Below are 21,924 nucleotides of genomic sequence, written 5' to 3' on the forward strand. Positions count from 1 at the left end.
TCTATATCTTTTTCTCGAAAACTGTTGACTGAATGGTCATTCACTTGTAAACTAGTATTTAATTAATATTCTAGAAAGAAACACGATACATATTTTTTTGGTGTAGAATGAAATCGCTATCATTTTGAATTAACTAAAAAAGAGGGGGAGCATATAAATGGATACATTTTTAATTATCAACTGGGTTGCATTTCTACTTGTTACTGCTTATGCACTCTATTTATTTGCTAAGGTTGTTTCGACGAGAGTTTCCTATATCAAACTCGGGAAGAAAGTGGAGTTTGATGGCGAAATAAAGTTACGTCTTAAGCGTGTTTGGACAATTGTCTTTGGACAATCCAAGCTTTTGAAGGATAAAAAATCAGGTATTATTCACGTCATGATGTTCTATGGATTCTTATTGGTTCAATTTGGCGCGATTGATATGTTTATCAAGGGATTATCCCCTGGTAATCACCTTCCACTAGGGCCGTTTTATCCAGGATTTGTATTTTTCCAAGAACTCGTTACTTTAATGATTCTAGTAGCGGTAGTATGGGCATTCTACCGTCGTTACATGGAAAAATTAGTTCGATTAAAACGTGGATTTAAAGCAGGAATTGTACTTATTTTCATTGGTACATTAATGCTTTCCGTGTTAGTAGGTAACGGAATGATGATGATCTGGTATGACGAACCATTAACTTGGACGGCTCCAGTAGCAAGCTTAATCGCAATGGCATTTAGTTGGTTGCCAACAACTGCTGCAATGGTTACTTTCTTTGTTGCTTGGTGGATTCACACAATTACACTATTTGCATTCCTAGTGTACATTCCACAATCGAAGCACGCACACTTGATTGCAGCACCAATTAACGTATTTTTAAGTAAAAAAGTTCCAGGTAAATTAGAAAAAATAGATTTCGATATCGATGAAGATGATGAATCAGCAGAAGAGATTACTTTCGGTGTTGGGAAAGTAGAAGACTTTAACCAAAACCAAATGATTGACTTCTATGCTTGTGTAGAATGTGGTCGCTGTACGGATGTATGTCCAGCATCAGGAACAGGAAAAATGCTTTCTCCGATGGATATCATGATTAAAGTTCGTGATCACCTAACGGAAAAAGGTGCAGCTGTAACTGGTAAATCTGCATGGGTACCAAGCTATGCTTTCTCTGACGCTACTGGTAATCTAGCAAGCGCTGGCGGGGAAGCTGCAGCAACGGTTCAAAGCATGAACTTAGTAGGTGACGTTATTACAGCAGAAGAACTTTCAGGTTGTACAACTTGCCGTAACTGTGAAGATGCTTGTCCTGTAAATAACGAACATGTTGGAACAATTATTGACCTTCGTCGTTACCTTGTAATGACAGAAGGTAAAATGGATTCTGATATCCAACGTGCAGTTCAGAACATCGAACGTCAAGGAAACCCATGGGGTCTTTCTAAGAAAGATCGCGTGAAATGGCGTGACGAAGATGAGACTGTTTACGTACCAACAGTAAAAGAATTGAAAAAAGAAGATAAAGAATTTGAATACCTATTCTGGGTTAGCTCAATGGGTGCTTATGATGCGCGTAGCCAAAAGATTGCACTTGCTTTTGCAAAACTAATGAATCAAGCTGGCGTAAGCTTTGCAATTTTAGGAAACGTAGAAGCAAACTCTGGTGACACTGCTCGCCGTATCGGAAACGAATTTCTTTTCCAAGAAATCGCTGAAAAGAATATCAAGCAATTTGAAAAGTATGATGTGAAGAAGATTGTAACAATAGACCCGCATGCATATAATATTTTCAAGAACGAATATCCAGACTTTGGCTTTAAAGCAGAAGTTTATCACCATACACAATTGTTATTTGACTTGATCATGGACAGCAAACTTATGCCAAATGCTCCTATAAACCAACGCTTAACGTATCATGACTCATGTTACTTAGGCCGTTACAACGGAGTTTATGATCCACCGAGGGAAATCCTGAAATCTATTCCAGGACTTGAGCTTGTAGAAATGGTTCGTACGAAAGAAAATGGTATGTGTTGTGGAGCAGGTGGCGGACTCATGTGGACAGAAGAAACTACAGGAAACCGTATCAACGTTGCTCGTACAGAACAAGCACTAGAAGTAAAACCAGAAATCATCTCAACTGGTTGTCCGTATTGCTTAACAATGTTAAGTGATGGAACAAAAGCAAAAGAAGTAGATGAAGATATCAGCACAATGGACGTTGCTGAAATCCTAGCACTATCTGTATTTGTAGAAGACGAAGCGAAAACAGCATAATTTTATAAAGATGAGAGGGTATATGAAAATATACCCTCGCTTCAAGAATAGAGACTGAACGAGCGTTCAATCGTGAAGGGTTTTCGGGTGTGGATGTGGCGAAATGCTGAAGTGGACACAATTTATGCTGAAGTTGTCACAGAAAAACCCGAAGTGGACACAACTTATCCCGAAGTCGCCACACAAAATCCCGAAGTTCACAATTGACAGCAACCCAACAACGCAAAAATCTAGCAATCTAACAAAAGCAAGGCACCAAAACCATAAAGGAGGATTTAAAAAGTGAGAAAATCAGTAATTGTCTCAGGAGCAAGAACCCCATTCGGAAAATTTGGAAGCGCTTTAAAGAATTTCACAGCATCTGACCTAGGTGGAATTGCAATCGAAGAAGCAGTAAAACGCGCAGGGATCGAAAACAACAAGATCGACGAAGTTATCATGGGTACCGTCTTACAAGGTGGCCAAGGACAAATTCCTTCGCGCCAAGCAGCTCATAAAGCAGGACTCCCATGGGAAGTAAAAACAGAAACAATCAACAAAGTTTGTGCATCAGGAATGCGCAGTGTCACACTTGCAGATCAGTTGATTCGTTTAGGCGATGAAGATGTTATTGTCGCAGGTGGAATGGAAAGCATGAGCAATGCGCCATATATCTTGCCAGATGCTCGTTGGGGCAATCGCATGGGTGATAAAAAAGTTGTCGATTTAATGGTTCATGATGGTCTAACTTGTACATTCAAAGGCGTTCACATGGGAAGCTATGGTAACAACACTGCTGAGGAATTCAATGTTAGCCGTGAAGCACAAGACGAATGGGCATATCGCAGTCATCAGCGTGCAACGGAAGCAATCGAATCAGGTAAATTTGCCGAAGAAATTATTCCAGTAGAAGTTCCTCAACGTAAAGGTGATCCCATCGTCGTTGACCAAGATGAAGCACCACGTAAAGATACGACGACAGAAGTACTAGGAAAACTTCGTCCAGCATTTGGAAAAGACGGAACAATCACTGCAGGAAACGCACCAGGAATTAATGACGGGGCATGTGCTTTCGTTGTTATGGGTGAGGACAAAGCAGAAGAATTAGGAAAAACACCACTCGCTACCATACATGGTCATGCTGAAGTTGCCGTCGAAGCAGAAAACTTCCCGCAAACTCCAGGACTTGTAATCAATAAACTTTTAGAAAAAACAGGTTACAAAAAAGAAGACATTGACCTATTCGAAATCAATGAAGCATTTGCTGTTGTATCACTTGCAAGTGGAGAAATTGCTGGTATTGATATGGAAAAAGTAAACGTGAACGGTGGAGCAGTAGCATTAGGGCATCCAATCGGAGCAAGTGGCGCTCGTATCATTCTGACTTTAATCCATGAATTAAAACGTCGTGGTGGTGGCTTAGGTATCGCGGCAATTTGTAGTGGTGGCGGTCAAGGCGACGCAATCCTAATTGAAGTGAAATAAAGAGCCTAAGGAACAAGGAGGATTTTTTTCTTATGAATATAAAAAAAGTAATGGTTATTGGAGCAGGTCAGATGGGTGCAGGAATTGCTCAAGTTCATGCACAAGCAGGTTTTGACGTAATCCTTAATGATATGAACGCAGAAGCACTAGAAAAAGCAATCCAAAATATTGAAAAACTCTTAACACGTGCAGTAGATAAAGAAAGAATCACGAGCGAAGAAAAAGATGCTACGCTAAGTTGCTTAACGACATCGACAAACCTAGAAGACGCGAAAGATCGTGACCTAGTGGTTGAAGCGATTGTAGAAAACATGGAAGTAAAAACAAAAGTATTTCAAGAATTAGATCGCATCACACCAGCACATACGATTTTAGCCACAAACACATCGTCCCTACCAATAACGGAAATTGCAGCTGTGACAAACCGTCCAGAACAAGTTATTGGGATGCACTTCATGAATCCAGTGCCAGTCATGAAGCTTGTGGAAGTTATTCGTGGCATTCAAACGAGTGATGAGACATATGAAGTAATTGCGAAAACAACGGAAGCACTGAATAAAACATCTGTTGAAGTTGCTGACTTTCCAGGTTTTGCAGCGAACAGAATTTTAATGCCTATGATTAACGAAGCAATTTACGCTGTTTATGAAGGTGTTGCATCTCCGGAAGATATCGATACAGTGATGAAGCTTGGAATGAATCACCCAATGGGGCCACTTCAACTCGCTGACTTTATCGGACTCGATACTTGCCTCTACATCATGGAAGTTTTACATGAAGGCTTTGGCGATAGTAAATACCGACCATGCCCGCTACTAAGAAAATATGTGAAAGCTGGCTGGCTCGGGAAGAAATCAGGCCGTGGCTTCTATGAATACAACTAATAAGGCAACAACAAGGGGGTATGCAGCATGAATTTAACCTTTACAGATGAACAAGAAATGATGCGTAAAATGGTTCGTGACTTTGCGAAAGAAGAAATCGTACCTGAAATCGAGCGTATGGAGGCAGAAGACCGCTTTCCTATAGAAGTCATTGATAAAATGGGTGAACTTGGACTCATGGGAATACCAATTTCCGAGGAGTACGGTGGAAGTGGGATGGATTACATCTCTTACATTATTGCAATCAATGAAATCTCGAAAGTGAGTGCAACGGTTGGTGTTATCCTTTCTGTACACACATCGGTTGGGACAAACCCAATTTTATATTTTGGAAATTATGAACAGAAGGAAAAATATCTGCCAAAACTTGCTTCAGGAGAATATCTCGGGGCATTTGCGCTAACAGAACCTGGCGCGGGATCTGACGCGGGAAATATCAAAACAACTGCTAAATTTGATGGTGAAAATTATATTTTAAACGGTTCTAAGATTTTCATTACAAATGGCGGGGCAGCTGATACGTATATTACTTTTGCTAGAACGGGTGAAGATTTATCCGAAATTAGTGCGTTTATTATTGAAAAAGATACACCAGGCTTCAACGTCGGAAAAGCAGAAAGAAAAATGGGACTGCATGGTTCAGGTACGAAAGAATTGAGCTTTGACCAATGTAAAGTTCCGAAATCTCAACTGTTAGGAAAAGAAGGCGAAGGATATAAAATTGCCTTAGCTAACTTAAACGTCGGCCGAATCGGAATCGCAGCACAGGCATTAGGAATTGCTGAGGCAGCTTTAGAGTCTGCGACAGCTTATGCAAAAGAGCGCGAGCAGTTCGGTAAGCCAATTGCGCATAACCAAGGAGTATCATTCAAACTCGCAGACATGGGAACTCAAGTTGAGGCAGCGAAACTACTAGTCTATCAAGCAGCAGACCTTGTAGCGCGTGACCAACCATGTGTGAAGGAAGCATCGATGGCGAAAATGTATGCATCAAATACAGCAATGAAAGTGGCAATTGAAGCGGTACAAATCTTTGGAGGATATGGATTTACTGAAGATTATCCTGTGGAAAGATTTTTCCGTGACGCGAAAGTAACCCAGATCTATGAAGGAACAAATGAAATTCAACATATTGTAATAGCCAAAAATCTACTTAAATAAGGGGAGAAACGAAGTGAACTTTCAATTAACAGAAGAACAACAAATGCTAAGAAAAATGGTACGAGATTTTGCAGCAAAAGAAGTAGAACCAACAGCAGCAGAGCGTGATGAAGAAGAACGTTTTGACCGTGGAATTTTCGATAAAATGGCTGAACTTGGACTAACAGGAATTCCATGGCCTGAAGAATATGGTGGAATTGGAGCAGATTATGTAAGCTACTGTATCGCTGTTGAAGAATTGTCGCGTGTTTGTGCATCAACAGGTGTAACTCTTTCTGCGCATTTATCTTTAGCAAGCTGGCCAATCTATAAATACGGAAATGAAGAACAAAAGAAAAACTTCCTAACACGTCTTGCAACAGGAGAGGCATTAGGAGCATATGCATTATCAGAGCCTGGAGCTGGAAGTGACGTAGCAGCAATGCAAACACTAGCGAAAAAAGATGGCGACGATTATATCCTAAACGGGAATAAAGTTTGGATTACAAATGGTGGTGTAGGTGATATTTACATCGTATTTGCGAAAACAGATCCAGAATCGAAGCACCGCGGAATTAGTGCGTTTATCGTTGAAAAAGGAACAGAAGGATTCTCATTCGGTAAAAAAGAGAAAAAACTAGGTATTCGTTCATCTCCTACAACAGAGCTTATTTTTGAAAACTGCCGTATTCCAAAAGGAAACTTACTAGGAGAAGAAGGCGACGGATTCAAAATTGCGATGACAACACTTGACGGTGGTCGTAACGGAATCGCTGCACAAGCAGTTGGAATTGCTCAAGGAGCATTAGATGCAGCTGTAAACTATGCGAAAGAGCGTGAACAATTCGGAAAGCCAATCGCGCATAACCAAGGAATTTCATTTAAGCTTGCAGACATGGCAACAGAAGTTGAAGCAGCTCGTCTGTTAACGTACCAAGCGGCATGGTTAGAAAGTGAAGGCAAGCCATATGGTAAAGAATCAGCAATGTCGAAACTATTCGCAGGAGATGCTGCAATGCGCATTACTGTCGAAGCAGTTCAAGTCTTTGGTGGCTACGGCTACACGAAAGATTACCCAGTCGAACGCTACATGCGCGACGCCAAAATCACCCAAATCTACGAAGGCACCCAAGAAGTCCAACGCCTCGTTATTGGCAGAATGCTAACGAAATAATTAGGGAATTTTAAAATAGTTACTTTTGGTGATAGAACACATAGAATTTTACTTGCAACTGTTCTGATGGAGGTCCGCAGTTCGAATACCCCTCCCTTTCCACAGGCGGCTGGTGAGCCTCCTCGTGCTAAAGCACTCCGGGGTCTCACCTAAGCCTATCCTCCTGTTGGAGTGTCGGGGTATTCGAACTGCTCCCAGGAAAAGTTAATAGTTAGTTCTTTAATTATTATTAGCTTATTCTGAACTGGGTATCGTATTGATTGAGTCTTTTATAATAGGAATACTCTATACCCAGCAAAGGAAAAACGCACGGAGACTCCTACGGAAAAAGCACGAGCCCGAAGACCCCGCAGGAAGTGGTTTTCTTCCGAGGAGGCTGAGGCCGTGCCCGTGGAAAGCGGAGTGCGTTTTTCCGAAGCGACGACCGAAGAGCTAACCATAATATTTTCACCACATGCATAAATGATAAATAGAAGTCGAAAGGAAGGCCACGATGCATAAACTTGTTGAAAGAATGAAGCAAAAGGATATACGTGCTTTAGCTAAAGCGATCACGATGGTGGAGAACGATCATCCTGAAAAGCTTGAGCTATTAAGCGATGTCTTTTCCCAGCAAAAAAATGCCATATACGTTGGTCTGACAGGCTCACCTGGAGCAGGAAAAAGCTCCCTTGTAAACCGATTAATTACACAAATTCGTAAAGAAAATAAAACCGTAGCCGTAATCGCAGTCGACCCGACAAGTCCATTCAGTGGCGGAGCATTGCTCGGAGACCGCGTCCGTATGAACGAACATTTCAATGACGACGGCGTTTATATCCGAAGCATGGCAACTCGTGGAAGCTTGGGCGGGCTGGCCCGAGCAACAAAAGATGCGATTCGCGTTTGTGATGCGTATGGATTTGACGTCATCATTGTAGAAACAGTAGGTGTCGGCCAATCCGAACTCGATATCATGAAAATTGTTGATACAACAGCAGTAGTCCTGACACCAAATAGTGGCGATGTCTTGCAAGTTTTTAAAGCAGGAATCATGGAAATTGCGGATCTTTTTGTCATTAACAAAGCAGACCTCCACGGGTTTGGGAAACTAAAAGCTTTATTGAAAGAATTAGTAATGATTACAGCAACCGAGGACTATCAAGTTCCGATTGTTAAAACAATTACTACTGAAGATAAAGGAATAGATAAGCTTTGGGAGAAGTTGAAAGAACATCACACATTCCTTTACAGTACAGAACAAGGAAAAAAGAAACGCGTTTTCCAGAGAGAATTAGAAATTTATGAATTAATTCGTGAAGAAATTTGGCGAGATGTAGAAAGTTTTGTAGGAAAAAACCAAGAGCTACACGAAATCGATGAAAATGCGGATCCATATAAACTTGCTAGCGACTGGTATGAAAGTTGGAAAAAGGAAGGAGGCAAGAAATGATATGAAAAATAGTCAAGTGCTTTCCTCAGTGAAAGACCAAGATTTGATTAAAGTGCGAAGAGAGCAGATGATTCAAGGTGCAGTAAAGCTTTTTAAAGAAAAAGGCTTCCACCGCACAACCACAAGGGAAATCGCAAAAGAATCAGGCTTCAGTATAGGCACGCTTTATGAATATATTCGTAAAAAAGAAGACGTACTTTTTCTCGTATGTGATTCCATTTACGAAGAAGTGCAAGAACGAATGGATAAAGCGATTCATCTTGATAATCCATCGATTGAAAGCTTAGAAGCAGTAATCAGATCTTATTTTATCCTGATGGATGATATGCAGGAGAAAATTCTCGTTCTTTACCAAGAAATGAAGGGCTTAAACAAAGAGACAAGAAGATACGTCCTTCAAAAAGAAAAAGACATGGTAAAAATGCTTGAAAAAGTAATTCTTGCCTGTATTCCAGACGGCATATCAGAGAAAACAGCAGCATTAGTAGCGAATAATATATTTGTTCAAGGGCATATGTGGGGTTTCAGAAGATGGATTTTACAAAAAACCTACACATTGGATGAATATATCGAAGAACAAATTAAGTTGAACTTAAGGGGAATTGGAACGGATAAATAATTTTAATATAGGGAGGAGAAAGAAGATGAGTCAAGTAGAGGTTTATCAACCGAAGAATCCTGTTCGTTTTGTTACGGCTTCAAGTCTTTTCGACGGACACGATGCTTCGATTAATATTATGCGTAGAATTTTACAGTCAACTGGTGTGGAAGTTATTCACCTTGGCCATAATCGCTCGGTGGAAGAGGTTGTATATGCAGCGGTTCAAGAGGATGCACAAGCAATCGCAATTTCATCTTACCAAGGTGGTCACGTGGAATATTTCAAATACGTAGTAGACCTACTTAAAGAGTTAGGTGCAGATCACATTAGAGTGTACGGTGGTGGGGGTGGAACAATTATTCCGCGAGAAATTAAAGAACTTCATGCATATGGAGTAGACTGGATTTTCTCACCAGAAGATGGCCGTAAATACGGACTGCAAGGCATGATTAATCGCATGGTCGAACAATGTGATACGATGCTACCAATTGACATAGCAAAGGAAAAAGAACGCCTCTACAGTAGTGAGCGCGATGCCTTAGCGAAGTTTATTACCTTTATGGAAAATACTGATAGTGCATCAGAAGAAAAACAAAACCTTCTAAAAGAGTTTAGAGAAAAAGGAAATAAAAACCTTCCAGTTCTCGGAATTACTGGAACAGGTGGAGCAGGTAAGAGTTCGTTAACAGATGAACTCATCCGTCGTTTCTTAAACGAAGTTCCAGATAAAAAGATTGCGATTATTTCCATTGACCCAACGAAAAGAAAAACAGGTGGGGCGCTACTCGGTGACCGTATTCGTATGAATGCTATTTTCAGTGACCGTGTATATATGCGTTCGCTTGCTACTCGTGATTCACGTGACGAACTTTCCACTGCAATCAATGATGCACTTGATGTTGTTCGTGCAACTGGATTCGACTTTGCGATTGTGGAAACAAGTGGAATCGGGCAAGGAAACGCTGCGATTACTGATGTAACGGATCTGTCTATGTATGTTATGACAGCAGAATTCGGTGCACCTTCGCAATTAGAGAAAATCGATATGATTGATTATGCTGACTTCATTGTTATTAATAAATTTGAACAAAGAGGTTCAGAAGATGCATTGAACCAAGTTCGCAAACAATACGAGCGTAGTCGTATGTTATTTGGTAAGGATAAAGAGAAGTTCCCAGTTTTCGGTACCATTGCGAGTCAATTTAATGACAAAGGAACAAACTCATTATTTGCATCAATAATTGATACATTGAATGAGCGTTATGGTTGGGAAGAAGAAATTACATTTGAAAGAAATGTGCTTTCCGAAAAACAAAATCAAATCATTACTTCTGATCGTCGTCACTATTTAAGAGAGATTTCTAATTTCATTCGTAGTTACAATGAAAAAGTAGAATCACAAAGTGAGGTTGCTAGAAAGCTATACCAATTGCAAGGTACGCTTGAGGTTATCGAAGACGAAGAGGTAACAGAATTAATCAAACAAACGATTGACCAATACGAGAAGAAATTGGATCATACGGCCGGTGAGCTCCTTGACTCATGGGAAGATACGCAGGACAAATACAGCCAAGAAACATTAACATTCAAGGTTCGTGACAAAGAAATCGTTACACAAATTACAACTGAATCTCTATCAGGTCTAAAAATACCAAAAGTAGCATTCCCACGCTTCAAGGATTGGGGCGAGCGTCTACGCTGGCTGATGAAAGAAAACGTTCCAGGTGCATTTCCATTTACAGCAGGAGTATTCCCATTCAAACGTGAAGGCGAAGACCCAACAAGACAATTCGCTGGAGAAGGAACACCAGAACGTACAAACCGTCGTTTCCACTATTTATCGAAAGATGCAGAAGCAAAACGTCTATCAACGGCATTTGACTCTGTAACACTTTACGGGGAAGATCCAGCAGAACGCCCGGATATTTACGGGAAAATTGGTGAGAGTGGCGTAAACATTTGTACACTTGAAGATATGAAGAAATTATATAATGGCTTTGATTTAACGGATCCATTAACATCTGTGTCGATGACAATTAATGGGCCAGCGCCGATTATTTTAGCAATGTACTTCAATACAGCGATTGACCAGCAAGTAGCGATTTTTAAAGAAGAAAATAATCGTGAACCAAACCAAGAAGAATATGAAGAGATTAAGCAGTCAACCATCTCAGTTATTCGCGGTACAGTTCAAGCAGATATTTTAAAAGAAGACCAAGGACAAAACACTTGTATTTTCTCTACAGAGTTCGCACTTCGCATGATGGGAGATATTCAAGAGTACTTTATTGAAAAACAAGTTCGTAACTATTACTCAGTTTCTATTTCTGGCTACCATATCGCAGAAGCTGGAGCAAACCCAATTACGCAGCTTGCATTTACTCTAGCGAATGGATTCACATATGTAGAATATTATCTGAGCCGTGGCATGGATATCGATAAATTTGCACCGAATCTATCCTTCTTCTTTTCAAACGGACTTGACCCAGAATATACAGTAATTGGACGTGTAGCACGTCGTATTTGGGCAATTGCGATGAAAGAGAAATACGGAGCAAGTGAACGCAGCCAGAAGTTGAAGTATCACATCCAAACTTCAGGACGTTCTCTGCACGCACAGGAAATCGATTTTAATGATATTCGTACGACATTACAGGCATTGCTTGCGATTCAAGATAACACGAACTCACTTCATACCAATGCATATGACGAAGCAATCACAACACCAACAGAAGAATCCGTTCGTCGTGCAATGGCAATCCAAATGATTATTAACAAAGAATTTGGTTTAACAAAAAATGAGAACTCAACACAAGGTTCATTTATTGTTGAAGAGCTGACAGATCTTGTCGAAGAAGCAGTTCTACAAGAGTTTGAAAAAATGAATGATCGCGGTGGCGTACTTGGTGCAATGGAGCGTCAATACCAACGTGGTAAAATTCAAGAAGAATCACTTTACTATGAGCATAAAAAACATTCTGGTGAACTACCAATTGTTGGGGTAAACACTTACCTAAATCCGAATCCACCTTCAGATGAAGACATTGATTCAATGGAATTGGCACGTGCTTCCCAAGAAGAAAAGCAGCATCAAATTACAGAGCTGCGTAAATTCCAGAAGAGCCACGCAGATAAGACAGAAGAAGCATTAGTTAAACTAAAACAAGTAGCCGTTTCAGGAGGCAACATTTTCGCAGAACTTCTAGAAACAGTAAAAGTAGCAAGCCTTGGCCAAATCACAAGCGCTCTTTACGAAGTAGGCGGGCAATACAGAAGAAATATGTAACAAATTATTTATCTAAGAGCATGTAATAAGCGCAACAGCTCCAGGAATAGAACAGCACTCCTTAATGTTGATAGCCCTATAAGCTATCAATGGAGCGCTGGGTATATTCCTGGGGCTGTTTGTTGCATACTATCTAATCTCAAGTCAGTTAAAGCGACGGTCGAAGTAATTTTCCAAAGCGGATAGACACTCCCAACTACATAAAACTTTATCAGCAGAATTTTATTAAATATAAACATTTATCTATAGCATATTGACTATAGACTTGTATATAATGAAAAGGTATGTTTATTATAGTTGATAATTAAATAATATTTTATAAGAAACACTTGCACATTTCTGCAAGATTCATTATGGTTGCAAAAGGTATTTGCCATTATCAATACAGTAAAAGGAGTGCATAGACGTGAGTTTAAAAGACTTTAGCAAAGAAGAATTGAAAACAAAACCAATGCTAGCAATAGCAGAACTTATTTTAAAAGATGCAAAAAAAGCATTATCTTTCCAAGAAATTTACGATCAAGTTGCTGAAATAAAAGGACTAACAAAAAAACAAAAAGAAGAAAAAATTGCACAATTCTACACAGAACTAAATGTAGATGGAGGATTTATCACGCTTGGTTCAAACGTTTGGGGATTAAAAGTTTGGTACCCAGTAGAACAAGCAGATGAAGAAATCACAGCTCCACCGAAGAAGAAGAAGCGTAAAACCAAGAAAAAAGCTGACGACGATCTAGATGAAGACGAAGATGAACTAGACGAGCTTGATGAAGATGATCTAGAGTTAGAAGATGATCTTGAATTAGTAGAACTCGGAGAAGAAGAAGACGAGGATGACGACGATGAAGAGGAAGATGAAGACTTTATCGAACTCGACGAAGAATTAGATGTAGAAGAAGAGGACCTTGAAGAAGAAATATCTGACAATGTTGACGATGAAGAGGAAGAAGACTAATATTTTTCTAAAGCGTTACTTGACATTTTATTTCACTATGAGTACAATTTTATTTGGGCTCCTTAAATTCATTAACAGGCGTTTTCCCAGTTTAAATTGGGAAGACGCTTTTATTTTTTTATAGAAGAGTCTCTTCGAAATACTTGATAACTCGTCATTGGACGGGCTTGAAAATAGAATAACAGGAAGAAAGAGGGAAAACAGTGACTAAATTTATATTCGTAACAGGTGGCGTGGTTTCTTCGTTAGGTAAGGGAATAACAGCAGCATCACTCGGACGTCTTTTGAAAAATCGTGGATTAAAAGTAACCATCCAAAAGTTCGATCCATATATCAACGTTGACCCAGGAACAATGAGCCCATATCAGCATGGAGAAGTTTTTGTGACAAATGATGGTGCAGAAACTGATTTAGACTTAGGCCATTACGAGCGTTTTATTGATATTAATTTAAATAAGTACAGCAATATTACGACAGGAAAAGTATATTCGACGGTCATCAAAAAAGAGCGTCGCGGAGATTATCTTGGCGGAACTGTTCAGGTGATTCCACATATTACAAATGAAATTAAAGACCAAGTTTTCCGTGCTGGAGCAGCTACAAATGCAGATGTCGTTATTACGGAAATTGGTGGAACAGTTGGGGATATTGAATCACTTCCTTTCCTTGAAGCCATTCGTCAAATTAAGAATGAAGTAGGTAAAGAAAGTGTCATGTATGTCCACTGTACACTTGTACCTTATATCAAAGCTGCAGGTGAGTTGAAAACAAAGCCAACTCAGCATAGCGTTAAAGAGTTGCGTTCCCTCGGTATCCAACCAGATATTATCGTTTTACGTACCGAAGCAGATGTATCAAAAGAACAAAAAGAGAAGATTGCATTATTCTGTGATATCGACGAAGAAGCAGTAATCGAAATGCCTGATGCAGAAAACTTGTACGAGATTCCAATCTCGCTTCAAGAGCAGCATTTAGATCAACTAGTTTTAAATCGTTTTAAATTAACTTTCCCTGAAGCAGATATGTCTGAATGGAAAAAGCTAATTGACAAAGTAAGTAATCTTTCGAAAGTAACCGAAATCGGTTTAGTTGGAAAATATGTAGAATTACCTGATGCTTACCTTTCTGTTGTAGAGTCTTTAAAGCACGCTGGTTATGACTTCGACACAGACATTAATGTTCATTGGATTAATTCAGAAACATTAACAAAAGAAGCAATTGCAGAAGAATTAGCACATGTAGACGGGATCGTTGTACCAGGTGGCTTTGGCGACCGTGGAATCGATGGAAAAATTGAAGCGATTCGTTACGCAAGAGAGAATAAAATTCCCTTCCTAGGAATTTGCTTAGGAATGCAGCTTGCAGCAGTTGAATTTGCGAGAAACGTACTTGGCTTAGAAGATGCACACTCAACAGAGATTGCACCTGATACACCACATCCAGTTATCGCACTTCAAGCAGATCAAAAAGATGTTATCGATATCGGTGGAACTCTACGCCTCGGCGCATATCCATGTAAGCTTGTTGATGGAACAAAAACAAAAGCAGCATATAATAACGTTGACATGATCGAAGAACGTCACCGCCATCGTTACGAATTAAATAATGAGTATGTAGAAAAACTTGAAGCGAAAGGTTTTATTGCTTCTGGAAAAAGCCCTGATGGAAAACTTGTGGAAATCATTGAACTGCAAGATCATCCATGGTTTGTAGCAAGCCAATTCCACCCAGAATTCACGTCACGCCCAACAAGAGCACAAGCTCTTTTCCAAGGCTTTATCGGCGCATCCGTTCAACATGCAGAGAATTAATTGAAAGTAAACAGAGTATCTTATAATGAGATGCTCTGTTTTTTCGTCTATAGATTTTCTTCTTTCAAATACAAATTTGGTAAATTCACCCGGAAATTAATCGCAAATTTAAAATGTTATTAACTAAATTATTCCGATTTTTAAAAAAGTTACTTCAAAAAGAAGGAAAAACTAACAAAGATAGAGAAGTCAATATAGGGGATAAAAATGAAGGAGGAGGCAATTTAAAAATGCAGGAAGAAATCTTGATTGTAGATGACCAGCCTGGAATACGATTATTATTATCGGATATTCTAATATATGAAGGTTATCGTGTAACTACAGCTAGCACGGGTGAAGAAGCCCTTAATAAACTTAAAGAAAAACAATTTGATTTACTAATGCTCGATTATAAATTGCCCATTATTGATGGTAAAGAGGTCCTGAAAAAAATGGAGGAACTCGGAATATACATTCCAGTAATCGTAATGACGGGACTCGTTGAGAATTTCCAAATGGATATTGAAAAAATACCACTTGTAAAAAAAATAATGGCAAAACCATTTAATGTACTTGATATTGGCGAAGAAGTTAAAAGGATTCTCGCAAAAGATAAGAAGTTATGAAAAGCATTTACTTTTCATAACTTCAATTAATTTTTTGGGGCACGCCATTTATCACTCTATTCGTATGCAGTTAACCCTTTATAAGTTGCGCTCTAGCAAAGGACTTGTTATTCTTATACTATAAAATCGATTCAAATGTAACCCTTGAAATCTGAATACATAACGAAAGCTTGGGGTAATTCAATTTAAATCGTAATTTTGATTATAATTTTCGAGGAGGAAATGGATTATGGCACTTGTTTCTATGAAAGAAATGCTAGAAAAGGGTAAAGAAAATGGATACGCAATTGGCCAATATAACATAAATAACTTGGAATATGCTCAAGCGATTCTCCAAGCAGCAGAAGAAGAAAAATCACCAGTTATTCTTGGTGTTTCTGAAGGTGCTGCAAAATATATGGGTGGATTCAATGTTGTCGTTGCAATGGTGAAATCCCTTATGGATTCATATGGTACGACCGTTCCTGTAGCAATTCATCTTGATCATGGTTCAAGTTTTAAAGCTTGTGCAGAAGCAATCCATGCTGGGTTCACATCCGTTATGATTGATGCATCACATTCACCAATCGAAGATAATATTCGAATCACGAAGCAAGTAGTAGAACTCGCACATATTCACGGTGTGTCTGTTGAAGCCGAAGTAGGTACAGTTGGTGGAGAAGAAGACGGCGTTATCGGTGGCATCATGTATGCAGATACTAAAGAATGTGAGAGACTAGTGAAAGAAACAAATGTAGATTGCTTAGCACCTGCATTAGGTTCTGTTCACGGACCATACAAAGGCGAACCTAATCTTGGTTTTAAAGAAATGGAAGAAATTCTTGGACTTGTGGATGTTCCTCTTGTACTACATGGTGGAACGGGAATCCCGACAAAAGATATTGAAAGAGCAATTTCTTTAGGAACAGCAAAAATTAATGTTAATACAGATAACCAAATTGCTCAAGCAAAGGCAGTCCGTGAAGTTTTAGCACAGAAGCCTGATTTATATGATCCGCGTAAATACCTTGGACCAGGTACAGAAGCAATTAAAGAAACGGTTAAAGGTAAAATGCGTGAGTTTGGTTCTTCGAATCAAGCGTAAGTATAAAAGTGCATCTCGAGCCATACAAACGAGACAACAACAACGATGTAATACAAAAAATGGAGGGATTATGAATGAAATTTTTCATTGATACAGCAAATATAGAAGATATTCGCGCAGCAAATGCTTTAGGTATTCTTGCGGGAGTAACAACAAATCCTTCTCTTGTAGCAAAGGAAGGCGTATCTTTTCATGAACGACTTGGAGAGATTACAGATGAAGTTTCCGGTTCAGTAAGTGCTGAAGTAATTGCAGAAGATGCAGAAGGCATGATTGAAGAAGGAAAAGAACTTGCTGCAATCGCACCAAATATCACAGTTAAAGTTCCAATGACACTCGAAGGCCTAAAAGCAGTAAAAACATTGAGTGAATTAAATATAAAAACAAACGTTACGTTGATTTTTAATGCGAACCAAGCATTACTTGCTGCACGTGCTGGAGCAAGCTATGTATCACCGTTCTTGGGACGTTTAGATGATATCGGACATGACGGAATGGACTTAATCTCTAGCATCGCAAATATTTTTGACATTCATGGCATTAAGTCAGAAATTATCGCAGCATCCATTCGCCATCCATTACATGTAACAGAGGCAGCACTAAATGGTGCGCACATCGCAACAATCCCTTATAATGTACTGGAGCAACTCGTCAAACATCCATTGACAGATCAAGGCATTCAACGTTTTCTAGAAGACTGGAACAAAGCAAAAGATAACGTTAAATAAATGGTGATGTTAAAGTGGATTATTGAAGTTTTACTCGTTAAAGGATTAGAAGTGAAGTATTTTTCCGAGCGGGTCCTTCCACTTATCCAACTCTAACAACACCAAAAATATAAAATTGAAATGCCTCACTAGGAGTGAGTAATTGATGCAGAAAATTTTAATCGAAGGTGGACATCCTTTAAATGGGAAGGTAAGAATAAGTGGTGCAAAAAATAGTGCAGTTGCATTATTACCAGCATCCATTCTTGCGGATACTGAAGTTACGATTGAAGGGCTACCAAATATTTCAGACGTTTTCACATTAAGTGATTTACTTCAAGAAATTGGTGGAGAAGTCGCTTGGGACGGACAAGACCTAACAATTAATCCCGAGAAAATGGTTTCCATGCCACTTCCTAATGGGAAAGTGAAGCAGCTAAGAGCTTCTTATTATTTTATGGGCGCAATGCTCGGGAAATTTAAGAAAGCAGTAATTGGTCTGCCTGGAGGTTGTTATCTTGGACCTCGCCCAATCGATCAACATATCAAGGGATTTGAAGCACTTGGTGCAACCGTAACGAATGAACAAGGTGCTATTTATCTTCGTGCGGACGAGCTTCGTGGAGCCCGTATTTATCTTGACGTAGTAAGTGTTGGTGCAACAATTAATATTATGCTCGCAGCAGTGAAGGCTAAAGGAAAAACAGTCATCGAAAATGCTGCAAAAGAGCCAGAAATTATCGATGTCGCCACATTACTTAATAATATGGGTGCTAAAATTAAAGGTGTAGGAACAGATGTTATTCGTATTGAAGGTGTGGAAAAACTTCATGGATGTAGACATACAATCATTCCTGACCGAATTGAAGCAGGAACATATGCAATTGCAGCAGCTGCAATGGGAGAAGAAGTAATTATTGATAACGTCATTTCCCAGCATATTGAATCCGTTATTGCCAAGCTTCGTGAAATGGGTGTATCTGTTCAAGAAAGTGATGAACAATTGCTCATTATACCAAGCAAAAAGCTAAATAGTGTAGACATTAAAACACTCGTATACCCAGGATTCCCGACAGATTTACAACAACCTTTCACAACGCTTTTAACAAAAGCACAAACGACAGGTGTCATTACAGATACAATCTATTCCGCACGCCTAAAGCATATTGACGAACTGAGAAGAATGAATGCACATATCAAAGTTGAGGGTGGCTCTGTCATCGTCAATGGACCAGTACAATTAGAAAGTGCTCGCGTGAAAGCATCAGATTTACGTGCTGGAGCAGCTTTAATTATTGCTGGAATGATGGCAAATGGCATTACTGAAATCACAGGTGTCGATCATATAGATAGAGGCTATGAAGATATCACAGAAAAACTGTCAGCTCTCGGAGCCAAAATCTGGAGGGAAGATATGACAGAAAGTGAAATTTTACAAATACAAAATTCATGATTAATGGCTATGTTGAAGCTTATTGTTGTTGAATTATCAACGATAGAAAAGTAAGAAGTGTAAATTAAGCTTCGGAAATATACGAAGACTCCTGCGGGAAGCAAGGCAACGGTGAGACCCCGCAATTCGCTTGCGAATGAGGAGGCTCACCAGCCGCCCGCGGAAAGCGAAGTATATTTCCGAAGCGGGGTTACCCTCAAGACAACATTAAATGTTAACTGCGCCTAATTTATATAGAAAAAAAGTTTTAAAGTACTTCTCATCATTCATATATAATTTCCTTTTTGGGATGAGGGAACTTTATGAAAGAGGAGAGGACAGCTGATGGAAAGAAGTTTATCAATGGAGTTAGTTCGTGTGACGGAAGCAGCAGCCTTGGGTTCTGCCCGCTGGATGGGGAGAGGTTTGAAGAATGAGGCTGACGATGCAGCAACAACCGCAATGCGCACCGTCTTCGATACGATTCCGATGCAGGGAGTAGTTGTCATCGGTGAAGGAGAAATGGACGAAGCACCAATGCTTTATATTGGCGAAAAGCTAGGTACAGGTGATGGTCCAGGTGTCGATGTTGCAGTTGATCCTCTCGAAGGTACATCAATCGTGGCACAAGGTACATGGAACGCCCTAGCAGTAGTTGCAATCGCAGATAAAGGTACATTACTCCATGCTCCAGATATGTATATGGATAAAATAGCAGTTGGACCTGATGCAGTTGGCAAAGTAGATATCAATGCATCAGTTGTTGATAATCTAAAAGCTGTTGCAGCAGCAAAAAACAAAAAAATAGAAGATTTACTAGTAACCGTGCTAGACAGACCTAGACATGAAAAACTCATTCAAGAGGTTAGAAACACGGGTGCAAGAATTAAATTAATACCAGACGGTGACGTTGCAGCAGCAATAAATACAGCTTTTGATCATACGGGTGTCGATATCCTTTTAGGAGTCGGTGGCGCGCCAGAAGCAGTACTTGCAGCAGCAGCATTAAAATGTCTCGGTGGTGAAATTCAAGGAAAACTAATTCCTTCAAATGACGAAGAACGTGCACGTTGTAAAGAGATGGGCATCGAAGATTTAGACAAAGTATTCTATATGGATGACTTCTGTAGTGGAGATGACGCAATCTTTGCAGCTACAGGTGTTACCGACGGAGAACTTTTAAAAGGTGTTCAGTTCAAGGGCTCAAAAGCAACGACAGAAACAGTTGTTTTACGCGCGAAAAGCGGTACTGTACGATTCGTTCAAGGAGAACATAGTCTAATTAAGAAGCCAAATTTAGTTATGGAACAATAGATTTTAATGGATAGTGAAGGAAGCCTCACACTGGCTTCCTTCCTTCATTTTCTAGCAAATCTTTTAAGACTTAAAAACGCTTTCAGGATTTTTATAGGAATTGTTGAATATTTGTTGTCGAAAGTGTATTATAAAAGATGTTTACAGTATATTTATCAAAGAACAATTCTCTCAAAGGAATATTTTTTAACACTTCTAAGTATACTTCCAACTTAACTCTTCGTTTCTTCTAAAGACTTTCATATTAAGAAATGGAACATTCTCAAACGTATGACCAATCAAAACACGAAAAAAAGAATAGGCGTGATAATTTTATGGCTGAACTAACAATTTCTCAATTAGAGACATTAACTTTAAAAGAGTTATATGCCCTGGCAAAAGAATATAAAATCTCTTACTATGCAAAATTAACAAAAAAAGAACTTATTTTTGCCATCCTAAAAGGACAAGCAGAAAAAGACGGCTTCTTATTTATGGATGGTGTTTTAGAAATTATCCCTTCAGAAGGCTTCGGTTTCTTAAGACCAATCAACTATTCACCAAGTGCAGAGGACATTTACATATCTGCTTCACAAATTCGTCGATTCGATCTTCGTAATGGTGATAAAGTGTCTGGTAAAGTACGCCCTCCAAAGGAAAATGAGCGTTATTACGGTTTACTACATGTAGACGCGGTAAATAGCGAAGACCCTGATTCTTCGAAGGAACGCGTGCATTTCCCAGGACTTACAGCACTATACCCAGACCGTTTTATGAAACTAGAAAATGAGCATAACCAATTATCTACAAGAATCATTGATATGATGACTCCAGTAGGTTTTGGCCAACGTGGGCTAATCGTAGCACCGCCAAAAGCTGGAAAAACGATGTTAATCAAGGAAATTGCGAACAGTATTTCACAGAATCACCCAGAAGCAAAATTAATTATTTTACTAGTTGATGAACGACCTGAAGAAGTTACGGATATCGAACGTTCAGTTGCTCCTGACGTTGACGTTGTAAGCTCGACTTTCGATGAAGTACCAGAGAGTCATATTCGCGTCTCAGAACTCGTTCTAGAGCGTGCCATGCGTCTTGTAGAGCATAAACGTGACGTAATCGTACTAATGGATAGTATTACTAGACTTGCGAGAGCATATAACCTAGTCATCCCTCCAAGTGGAAGAACATTATCAGGTGGTATTGATCCAGCAGCTTTCCACCGTCCAAAACGTTTCTTCGGAGCGGCGCGTAATATTGAAGAAGGCGGTAGCTTCACAATTTTAGCAACAGCCCTAATCGATACGGGATCACGTATGGATGATGTAATTTATGAAGAATTCAAAGGTACTGGTAATATGGAATTACACCTTGACCGTAATCTAGCAAACCGCAGAATTTTCCCAGCAATTGATATATTACACTCGGGTACAAGAAAAGAAGAATTGCTTGTTGATAAAGAACAGTTGGACAAAATGTGGATGATCCGCAAAACCATGCAAGATTCCAACGACTTCCTCGAGCGCTTCCTAAAGAAAATCAAATCAACCAAATCCAACGAAGAATTCTTCGAGCAACTAAACGAAGAAATGAAACGTAAAGGTATGAAGAAGAATTAGAGATTAATTACTTTGAAATAAAAAATGCACTACTTTTTGAGTTCCGCAGTTCGAATGCCACTCGCGGTAAAATAATACATTAATAATTTTAGCAGGGAGCAATCCCGATACACCGAAGACTCCTGTGGGAACAAAGGCTTTAATGAGATGCCGAAGACGCTTGCGTCTGAGGTA

The 21,924-nt window shown here is 39.4% G+C and carries 16 protein-coding genes; all 16 read left to right on the plus strand.

What is annotated here, in order from left to right; translation table 11 throughout:
* Positions 1-157 precede the first annotated feature (157 nt).
* On the plus strand, positions 158-2,263 hold the full coding sequence (locus ACXYMZ_RS01765) for a (Fe-S)-binding protein (RefSeq protein WP_458946631.1): 2,106 nt from the start codon (positions 158-160) through the stop codon (positions 2,261-2,263).
* Between the two features lie 282 nt (positions 2,264-2,545).
* Positions 2,546-3,727 carry an acetyl-CoA C-acetyltransferase gene (locus tag ACXYMZ_RS01770; RefSeq protein ID WP_458946632.1) on the plus strand — a complete coding sequence of 394 codons (1,182 nt, stop codon included), beginning with the start codon at positions 2,546-2,548 and terminating at the stop codon, positions 3,725-3,727.
* Positions 3,728-3,759: 32 nt separating this feature from the next.
* Positions 3,760-4,611 carry a 3-hydroxybutyryl-CoA dehydrogenase gene (locus ACXYMZ_RS01775; RefSeq protein WP_458946633.1) on the plus strand — a complete coding sequence of 284 codons (852 nt, stop codon included), beginning with the start codon at positions 3,760-3,762 and terminating at the stop codon, positions 4,609-4,611.
* A gap of 27 nt (positions 4,612-4,638) precedes the next feature.
* Positions 4,639-5,772, plus strand: coding sequence for an acyl-CoA dehydrogenase (locus tag ACXYMZ_RS01780; protein ID WP_458946634.1), 1,134 nt, complete (start codon positions 4,639-4,641; stop codon positions 5,770-5,772).
* 13 nt (positions 5,773-5,785) lie between these two features.
* Positions 5,786-6,925: an acyl-CoA dehydrogenase gene (locus ACXYMZ_RS01785; protein ID WP_458946635.1), complete on the plus strand. Its 1,140-nt coding sequence runs from the start codon at positions 5,786-5,788 to the stop codon at positions 6,923-6,925.
* Between the two features lie 493 nt (positions 6,926-7,418).
* Positions 7,419-8,357, plus strand: coding sequence for a methylmalonyl Co-A mutase-associated GTPase MeaB (meaB, locus tag ACXYMZ_RS01790; RefSeq protein ID WP_458946636.1), 939 nt, complete (start codon positions 7,419-7,421; stop codon positions 8,355-8,357).
* 1 nt (position 8,358) lies between these two features.
* Positions 8,359-8,976: a TetR/AcrR family transcriptional regulator gene (locus ACXYMZ_RS01795; RefSeq protein ID WP_458946637.1), complete on the plus strand. Its 618-nt coding sequence runs from the start codon at positions 8,359-8,361 to the stop codon at positions 8,974-8,976.
* A 25-nt stretch (positions 8,977-9,001) separates the two neighbouring features.
* A complete protein-coding gene (gene icmF / locus ACXYMZ_RS01800) occupies positions 9,002-12,244 on the plus strand; it encodes a fused isobutyryl-CoA mutase/GTPase IcmF (RefSeq protein WP_458946638.1) in 3,243 nt (1,080 codons plus the stop codon).
* 406 nt (positions 12,245-12,650) lie between these two features.
* Entirely contained in the window at positions 12,651-13,199 is a 549-nt protein-coding gene (rpoE, locus tag ACXYMZ_RS01805; protein WP_458946639.1) for a DNA-directed RNA polymerase subunit delta, read from the plus strand.
* 203 nt (positions 13,200-13,402) lie between these two features.
* Positions 13,403-15,010: a CTP synthase gene (locus ACXYMZ_RS01810; RefSeq protein WP_458946640.1), complete on the plus strand. Its 1,608-nt coding sequence runs from the start codon at positions 13,403-13,405 to the stop codon at positions 15,008-15,010.
* Between the two features lie 113 nt (positions 15,011-15,123).
* The gene (locus ACXYMZ_RS01815) at positions 15,124-15,615 is read left to right on the plus strand and encodes a response regulator (RefSeq protein WP_458946641.1); all 492 of its coding nucleotides are present in this window, start codon (positions 15,124-15,126) and stop codon (positions 15,613-15,615) included.
* Positions 15,616-15,844: 229 nt separating this feature from the next.
* Complete coding sequence (fba, locus tag ACXYMZ_RS01820; protein ID WP_458946642.1) at positions 15,845-16,699, plus strand: class II fructose-1,6-bisphosphate aldolase; 855 nt, start codon at positions 15,845-15,847, stop codon at positions 16,697-16,699.
* A 74-nt stretch (positions 16,700-16,773) separates the two neighbouring features.
* The gene (gene fsa / locus ACXYMZ_RS01825; RefSeq protein WP_458946643.1) at positions 16,774-17,427 is read left to right on the plus strand and encodes a fructose-6-phosphate aldolase; all 654 of its coding nucleotides are present in this window, start codon (positions 16,774-16,776) and stop codon (positions 17,425-17,427) included.
* Between the two features lie 145 nt (positions 17,428-17,572).
* Positions 17,573-18,859 carry a UDP-N-acetylglucosamine 1-carboxyvinyltransferase gene (locus ACXYMZ_RS01830; RefSeq protein ID WP_458946644.1) on the plus strand — a complete coding sequence of 429 codons (1,287 nt, stop codon included), beginning with the start codon at positions 17,573-17,575 and terminating at the stop codon, positions 18,857-18,859.
* Positions 18,860-19,183: 324 nt separating this feature from the next.
* On the plus strand, positions 19,184-20,152 hold the full coding sequence (gene glpX / locus ACXYMZ_RS01835) for a class II fructose-bisphosphatase (protein ID WP_458946645.1): 969 nt from the start codon (positions 19,184-19,186) through the stop codon (positions 20,150-20,152).
* 314 nt (positions 20,153-20,466) lie between these two features.
* A complete protein-coding gene (gene rho, locus ACXYMZ_RS01840; RefSeq protein WP_458946646.1) occupies positions 20,467-21,750 on the plus strand; it encodes a transcription termination factor Rho in 1,284 nt (427 codons plus the stop codon).
* Positions 21,751-21,924: the final 174 nt, after the last annotated feature.

The organism is Oceanobacillus sp. CAU 1775, from assembly GCF_054482815.1.

What these genes read in the sequence shown, in the direction of transcription:
- ACXYMZ_RS01765 (WP_458946631.1), top strand. Translation starts at nt 158, where the DNA reads ATGGATACATTTTTAATTATCAACTGGGTTGCATTTCTACTTGTTACT.
- ACXYMZ_RS01775 (WP_458946633.1), top strand. Translation starts at nt 3,760, where the DNA reads ATGAATATAAAAAAAGTAATGGTTATTGGAGCAGGTCAGATGGGTGCA.
- ACXYMZ_RS01780 (WP_458946634.1), top strand. Translation starts at nt 4,639, where the DNA reads ATGAATTTAACCTTTACAGATGAACAAGAAATGATGCGTAAAATGGTT.
- meaB (WP_458946636.1), top strand. Translation starts at nt 7,419, where the DNA reads ATGCATAAACTTGTTGAAAGAATGAAGCAAAAGGATATACGTGCTTTA.
- ACXYMZ_RS01795 (WP_458946637.1), top strand. Translation starts at nt 8,359, where the DNA reads ATGAAAAATAGTCAAGTGCTTTCCTCAGTGAAAGACCAAGATTTGATT.
- icmF (WP_458946638.1), top strand. Translation starts at nt 9,002, where the DNA reads ATGAGTCAAGTAGAGGTTTATCAACCGAAGAATCCTGTTCGTTTTGTT.
- ACXYMZ_RS01815 (WP_458946641.1), top strand. Translation starts at nt 15,124, where the DNA reads ATGTTATTAACTAAATTATTCCGATTTTTAAAAAAGTTACTTCAAAAA.
- fba (WP_458946642.1), top strand. Translation starts at nt 15,845, where the DNA reads ATGGCACTTGTTTCTATGAAAGAAATGCTAGAAAAGGGTAAAGAAAAT.
- fsa (WP_458946643.1), top strand. Translation starts at nt 16,774, where the DNA reads ATGAAATTTTTCATTGATACAGCAAATATAGAAGATATTCGCGCAGCA.
- ACXYMZ_RS01830 (WP_458946644.1), top strand. Translation starts at nt 17,573, where the DNA reads ATGCAGAAAATTTTAATCGAAGGTGGACATCCTTTAAATGGGAAGGTA.
- glpX (WP_458946645.1), top strand. Translation starts at nt 19,184, where the DNA reads ATGGAAAGAAGTTTATCAATGGAGTTAGTTCGTGTGACGGAAGCAGCA.
- rho (WP_458946646.1), top strand. Translation starts at nt 20,467, where the DNA reads ATGGCTGAACTAACAATTTCTCAATTAGAGACATTAACTTTAAAAGAG.